The organism is Ventrimonas sp., from assembly GCF_048380235.1.
In the GTDB taxonomy this organism is placed as follows: Bacteria; Bacillota; Clostridia; order Lachnospirales; family Lachnospiraceae; genus Brotaphodocola.
Genome location: NZ_DBFCCJ010000050.1, coordinates 79,175 through 85,384 on the forward strand (window position 1 = coordinate 79,175; position 6,210 = coordinate 85,384).

Sequence of the window (6,210 nt, forward strand, 5' to 3'; positions counted from 1 at the left end):
ATAGCCGAGGCTACTCTGTCTGGTATGGGGGAACAAATAAATTGAAAGTCTTCTGAGTTATGCTGCTTTGTACTTCTCAATGTTCTGGAAAAGCTCATTGCAGTCGTTGCTGTAGATTTTTAAGTTCACGGTCTGGTTGAAGCCCAGATTCATGATACCAAGTAAGGATTTCGCGTCAACGACAACACTGCCGCGGCAAAGATCCATGTCAAACGGATACTGCTCTACAGTCTTAACAAAATCAAGTACCTCATCCGGATTACGGAAAGTCAGATTCATCTCTCTCATAATGGTCACTCCTTCTAAAATTGAATAAAATCAAATATAGTCAATGAATATAATGTCTTGTTTTTCATGTTGACATTATTCTACCATTTTCGTCAGAAATGCAAAGAGGAAATTTTTTAAAAAGGAGTAACTATTTAAGGTGTTATTCCTTTGTCAATGATTCTGTTTCCGAAACTGTGCCGGAAGCATGCCCACTTCTTCCTTAAATACCTTACTCATGTACTTTGGATCGGAATAGCCTACCATTTCCGCGATCTGGTTTAATTTCAGGCTGGAATGCAAAAGCAGCTCCTTGATGCGCTCGATGCGCATTTTCCGCACGGTCTCCGTAAAGGATATGCCGGTTTCTTTTTTGATCAGCGTGCTTAAATACTCATCGGTCACACACAGCCGCTCTGCCAGCTCCTCCAGCGTGATGCCCTGGCTGTAATAGGTCTCGATCATGGACAGGGCACGCTTTACCAGCAGGCTGACGCTCTCCGGCTGATCCTGTCCGCCGGTAATCGCATCATAAAAGTTTTGCATCAGCTCACGGATACGCTGCCAGGAAATTGCCTGAGATAGTTCCCCCACAATATGACGCATGGAAATGTGATCTGTCACCCGGCCCATGGAATCCGCGACTGCGATCATAGCCACCACAAGCCTCGCCCAGGCTTCGCGGATCTCATCCGGGTGATGCGGTTCCTCTACACAGTATGCCATGATCTGCTCCAGTATGCGGTCATAGGCAGCCCGGTCCCGCTTCACCACCGCCTGCTTTAACTGAGACTCCAGATCCAGGGAATATTTGAGCGGCACTGTCTGGACGGCACTGATCTGTTTTTCCGTCATCAGCTTTCCTTCCGGAAAGCAAAGCTTCCACATACGGACCTGCTCCATCCTCTCAAGAGCAGAGGCAAACTCCGTCAGGCCCTGGCAGACTGTCCAGCCAAAGATCGGCGGGTGCTTCAGATTGCTGTAGGCCGATGGGATCACCAGCTTTTCGCACCAGCTGCGGATTTTTTCCGGATCCTTCATATTATAAAAGACTATCACGATGGATCTGTGGTGTACTGTAGTCAGCATACAGACGGAATACTCGCTTCCTGTTTTCAGATACGGCTCCAGAAACCGCTCTGCAGGCTCATAATAGTCATCATAGTAGTCACTTAAATATGCCGTCAGAATGGCAAAGGTACCGTGGCTGTCAATGCCGTAGGTAGTTTCTGCATAGACCTCCAGTTCCTCATCCACGGTAAGCTCCGCCAGAAGTGCTGAACGAAAGATCTGTTCCAGTGACAACAGCTTTTCCTGAATCTTGCGTGTATCTGCTTCCTGCCTTAAGGAGGCACTGGCAGTCTCCAGCGTTTTTTTCAGTTCCTCAAGCTTGATCGGCTTTAACAGGTAGTTTTCAATGCCTAGCTCAATGGCCCGCTTCGCATAGGAAAAATCGGAATAAGCCGTCAGTACCACAGCTTTCCCTGTAAACCCTTCTTTTCTCAGCTTTTCCAGCATAGTCAGGCCGTCCATCTCCGGCATTTCAATATCCATGATCACAAGATCCGGCTGTTCAGCCAGGATACGCTGGTATCCTTCCGATCCATCCTTGGCTGAACCAATGACCTCATATTCCGGATCCAATTTCGGCAGCATTTTTACCAGACCATTCCGGATCGATTTTTCATCCTCCACTATGATAATCTTCATTCTGCTCGTCTCCCCCCTTCTGCGCAGATAAACAGATGCACACTGGTTCCTTCTCCTTCCCGGCTCTCAAAATACATCTCATGCTCTTCCCCATAATAGAGCTCCAGCCGCTTTCTTACATTCGCCACACCTACATGATTTCCATCACTGCTGTTTTTATTATTCAGCTCATTTACAAGCTCTTGCGGCAGGCCGCAGCCGTTATCACGGATCCGGATATAAAGCTGCGCACCGAAAAGCTTCATGGTTATCTCAATGCAGCATGGCTTTGTCATCCGCCGAAATCCATGATTGATGGCATTTTCAACAAAAGGCTGCAAAAGCAGCTTGTGGATCCGGTACCCCATCAGTTTCTCCGGCACTTCTGTTTTTATCATGAGCGGCTGGTCCAGCTTTTCCTTCTGCAGCATCGTGTAACGTTCCAGCCAGGAAAGCTCCTGCCCGATGCTCACCATATCCCCCGGATTGCGGATGGAATAGCGCAGGATATCCGCCAGCGCCCCCACCATATTGCTGACCTCAAAATCATCGTGCTCCAGCGCCTTCCAGTTGATGGTATCCAGTGTATTATACAGAAAATGCGGATCAATCTGGGCCTCCATAGCCTGAAGCTCTGCGTTTTTCTGATCCACTGTAGACTGCTTTACCTTCTCGACCAGCTGCTTTAACTGACCGGACATCTCATTAAAACCGGCCACAATACGTTCCACTTCGTTGGTCGGATGCTCTACACTGGGTATCTGAACATCAAAATTACCGTTTTCAATTTCCGACATGGCATACACCAGCTGTCCCACCAGATCCAGCACCGGCCTCATCATAAATGTAAGCAGCACCGTTGACAACAGCATCAGAGCCACCATCGATCCCAGACCTATGCAGATATTAGCCTTGATCTGCTGGTCATACTGTACCTTAGAATAAAAATGGTATACATTCCAGCCTGTTTTATCATTCTTTGTCTTCAGCACACGATAACCGCGCTGCGACTTTACAGCAATACTTTTTCCGATCTGGTCAGGGTCCGCCGCCGCGATAATCTGGTCTGATTCACAGATATAAACTGTAGATTTGTCACTGACCTGGATATCATCCCACAGCACAGATTGATTTACACTGAGAACCACTATACCGATCTGACGGTTGATGTTTCTGTAATCTGCCAGACGCCTGGTCAGCTGAAGCATATGAACCGGCTGGCTTTCTGTTCCAAGCACATAAGAGCTTCCCTGATACACAGCCATCTGATCCTGCATATCAACCTTCGGAATCTTGTTTGCCCATTTTGTGGAGACAAAGGAGGATGCTTCCTTATCATAAAAACAGACCGTACCGGATTCCGTGATCAGGGTAATCCCCTCCACTCCGACATTCCGGTTGCAGATATGGACCAGGTTGCGGCGGATCTGATATTTTACCGCATCCGAAGGCTTTTCTGACTCATTGATCTGCTCCACCAGCTTTATGATCTCATCATCCGTACAGAAATCGTAAAGCACCATATCATACTTATCTATGACCATCTCCAGCGTGTGATTGGCAGTATTCAGTTCTCCTTCCAGCTCCCTCTGCAGATTATGCTTCATCGTCATCCAGGTCTGCACCTGTAGATAAAGCGTAAAGCACAGAATTGGAATAATCAACACTACAGCCAGGAAAAAAATCATAGACCGGAGGCTTCTATTCTTTTTCATATTTCGCCCTCCTGATGCGGCTGATACGCTCTGAAAGCTGCTCTAACTCATCCTGGGTATCTTCGCCCAAAATGACCCGGTTAATGCTCTCCGCGACTTCCATGGACAGGGAAGGCCAGTAGGGCTCTATTTCCCTAAGCTTCGCCTGCTTCAGATAACTCCAGTAAGCCTTCTTTGACGGATCGGTCTGGATCTGCTTTTTTAAAAGATCCCTGCGGGCTGCCAGATATCCCGCACTGTCCAGATATAGCTCTGTCTGCTCTGGCTGTTCCATAAACCTTACAAACTCTCTTGCTGCTTTTTCGTGCTCCGCACAGGTCACTGTGAGTACTTCGCCTCCGCTGATCGTAACGGAATTTTCTCCACACGGCAGCTTTGTCGTGGCAAAATGCAAATCCGGATTTTCTTTCCGGATCTCATTCTCGTAACCGGATGTCATAAATGCCATGGCAATATTTCCGTTTGCAAACTCCCACGCAATATCCGAAATTGTCATATTCACATTATCCTCACTGAGGGCCCTGTTCTCCGCCAGCTGCTTTAAAAATCCAAAGGCCTGTCTGCCTGCCGGAGAATCGATCTGTGCCAGGCTTCCGCCATAATTCCAGAGAATAGGCAAAAAACAGAAACTGCTCTCCTCACTCTGCAATGCCGGAAATGCGCAGCCGGACACCTGGTCTGAGGTAACCGCTTCCGCAGCTGTCACAAACTCCTCCAGAGTTGTGGGCACTCCGACTCCAGCCTGCTTCAAAATATCTTTATTGTAATAAAATATCAGGCAGTTGAGACCCAATGGCAGCCCAACCAGACGGCCATCCTTCGTGCGGCAGCTGATAAGCGCCCTGGAAAGATAGTTCTCTGCTTTCATTTCTGATGACAGATCCTTAAGGATTCCAGCTTTATCATAGTACTGGATATCGGAAGAATCTACAATAGCCAGATCCGGCTGTTCCCCATCGGCAGCTGCCAGAACCAGACGTTTCTTAAAATCCTCATCTGCAATATAGTTGATCTGAATTTCAACGTCCTGATGCGTGTCATTAAATTTCTGAACCAGTTTTGCCAGACACTGCCTGGATTCTTCCCGGTCCCAATAATGCCAGAGCTGCAGAACTGTCTTTTCCTTCCGTTCGGGTTCTTTAACAGGCGCACAGGCCACCAGAGCTGCCACACCGCATAGAAGAAGAGCCAGCACAGCCTGTCTTATAATGCTCCTTCCATCTTTCTGTCTCACATTTTCCGGGTCTTCTGCTCTGTTTCCTTCCGTCATGTTATGCTTATGTCCTTCCCAGCCACACTTTCCCATGTTATGCCTTTCCCTGTTCATCTTCTCTCTGCTTCATACGCTCATGCTCTTCTTTGATTTCTTCATACAGATGATAAAAAGTCCAGCCGGCATTACTTTCTGTCACAACAGCCTTCAGTTCCACCTTCGGCACTCCCGCTTTTCGCAGCCCAAGTAAAAGCTCATCGATCCTGCGGCCGGTAAAGCCATGCATCACCAGCATCTCATCCGGAATAGCCGGAAGCTCTGTTTCCTGCACAGCCCCATTCTCTGTGCGCTCATAACCGGAAATCCCGGCAAGCGTTCCCACCGGCTGAAGCACCTGCTCCGGTGCCACATTACGGATACGCACTCCCATGCGTACCAGAACACCTTTTAATTTCATCACCTTGGATGAGACTTCCGGATTATAATAAAGGACCAATTCATGTCCTGCTTTTCTGATCATGTTTTCTTCATCTCCTATTTATTATTCTGTTTTCATTTCTTATCTTATGTATACAGCGTAACAAAAAAAGGTATCTCTGTAAATACAGAAATACCTTTTTCACGTAAATGCCGCAGGCCGGAATCGAACCGGCACGGGAGATTAGTCCCGCAGGATTTTAAGTCCTGTGCGTCTGCCAGTTCCGCCACTGCGGCATCTATGGCTGACTCGCCAAATGGGGCCTATAGGGCTCGAACCTATGACCCTCTGCTTGTAAGGCAGATGCTCTCCCAGCTGAGCTAAGACCCCTTTTACAATATAAAATTGTAATGATCTGAATACAGATCAGCGACCCGGATGGGGTTCGAACCCACGACCTCCGCCGTGACAGGGCGGCGCTCTAACCAGCTGAGCCACCAGGCCAAAATATAAGATAAAGTTGGAATTGAAAATGGACCTTCAGGGACTCGAACCCAGGACCGACCGGTTATGAGCCGGTTGCTCTAACCAACTGAGCTAAAGGTCCGAAACCTTGAGGTCCTTTCAGACCAGCTCCCCGAGTAGGACTTGAACCTACGACAGCGCGGTTAACAGCCGCGTGCTCTACCGACTGAGCTATCGAGGAATATATCTAAATAGGAAGGTATGTACCCTCAAAACCACATATTGAATTTCATCCGTTTTTCTACCTAAACCGTCTTGGTTAAGCCCTCGACCTATTAGTGACAGTCAGCTGCACATGTTACCATGCTTCCACCTCTGCCCTATCTACCTCGTCGTCTTCAAGGGGTCTTACTACTTGCGTATGGGATATCTCATCTTGAGGG

5 protein-coding genes, 5 tRNA genes and 1 rRNA gene are annotated in these 6,210 nt (G+C 48.0%); all 11 read right to left on the reverse strand.

Annotation, left to right across the window (positions count from 1 at the left end):
- Window positions 1–57: 57 nt before the first annotated feature.
- On the reverse strand, window positions 58–288 hold the full coding sequence (locus tag ACMP1L_RS08645) for an HPr family phosphocarrier protein (protein WP_118530565.1): 231 nt from the start codon (window positions 286–288) through the stop codon (window positions 58–60).
- A 153-nt stretch (window positions 289–441) separates the two neighbouring features.
- Complete coding sequence (locus ACMP1L_RS08650; RefSeq protein ID WP_418452708.1) at window positions 442–1,977, reverse strand: response regulator transcription factor; 1,536 nt, start codon at window positions 1,975–1,977, stop codon at window positions 442–444.
- On the reverse strand, window positions 1,974–3,671 hold the full coding sequence (locus ACMP1L_RS08655; protein WP_418452709.1) for a cache domain-containing sensor histidine kinase: 1,698 nt from the start codon (window positions 3,669–3,671) through the stop codon (window positions 1,974–1,976). The genes ACMP1L_RS08650 and ACMP1L_RS08655 overlap by 4 nt, the downstream gene beginning before the upstream one ends.
- Window positions 3,658–4,998: an ABC transporter substrate-binding protein gene (locus ACMP1L_RS08660; RefSeq protein WP_418452710.1), complete on the reverse strand. Its 1,341-nt coding sequence runs from the start codon at window positions 4,996–4,998 to the stop codon at window positions 3,658–3,660. The genes ACMP1L_RS08655 and ACMP1L_RS08660 overlap by 14 nt, the downstream gene beginning before the upstream one ends.
- Window positions 4,979–5,404: a DUF3783 domain-containing protein gene (locus ACMP1L_RS08665; protein WP_178276052.1), complete on the reverse strand. Its 426-nt coding sequence runs from the start codon at window positions 5,402–5,404 to the stop codon at window positions 4,979–4,981. Before ACMP1L_RS08665 ends, ACMP1L_RS08660 begins: the two co-directional genes overlap by 20 nt.
- Before the next feature lie 108 nt (window positions 5,405–5,512).
- Window positions 5,513–5,598, reverse strand: a tRNA-Leu gene (locus ACMP1L_RS08670).
- A gap of 21 nt (window positions 5,599–5,619) precedes the next feature.
- A tRNA-Val gene (locus ACMP1L_RS08675) sits at window positions 5,620–5,692 on the reverse strand.
- 40 nt (window positions 5,693–5,732) lie between these two features.
- Window positions 5,733–5,806 (reverse strand) — tRNA-Asp (locus ACMP1L_RS08680).
- A gap of 29 nt (window positions 5,807–5,835) precedes the next feature.
- Window positions 5,836–5,909, reverse strand: a tRNA-Ile gene (locus ACMP1L_RS08685).
- Window positions 5,910–5,935: 26 nt separating this feature from the next.
- A tRNA-Asn gene (locus ACMP1L_RS08690) sits at window positions 5,936–6,008 on the reverse strand.
- Window positions 6,009–6,082: 74 nt separating this feature from the next.
- A 23S ribosomal RNA gene (locus tag ACMP1L_RS08695) occupies window positions 6,083–6,210 on the reverse strand; the annotation flags it as partial.

Bases quoted from the DNA above. Each gene is read 5' to 3' on its own strand.
- ACMP1L_RS08655 (WP_418452709.1), bottom strand. From the start codon at position 3,671: ATGAAAAAGAATAGAAGCCTCCGGTCTATGATTTTTTTCCTGGCTGTA.
- ACMP1L_RS08660 (WP_418452710.1), bottom strand. From the start codon at position 4,998: ATGAACAGGGAAAGGCATAACATGGGAAAGTGTGGCTGGGAAGGACAT.
- ACMP1L_RS08650 (WP_418452708.1), bottom strand. From the start codon at position 1,977: ATGAAGATTATCATAGTGGAGGATGAAAAATCGATCCGGAATGGTCTG.
- ACMP1L_RS08665 (WP_178276052.1), bottom strand. From the start codon at position 5,404: ATGATCAGAAAAGCAGGACATGAATTGGTCCTTTATTATAATCCGGAA.
- ACMP1L_RS08645 (WP_118530565.1), bottom strand. From the start codon at position 288: ATGAGAGAGATGAATCTGACTTTCCGTAATCCGGATGAGGTACTTGAT.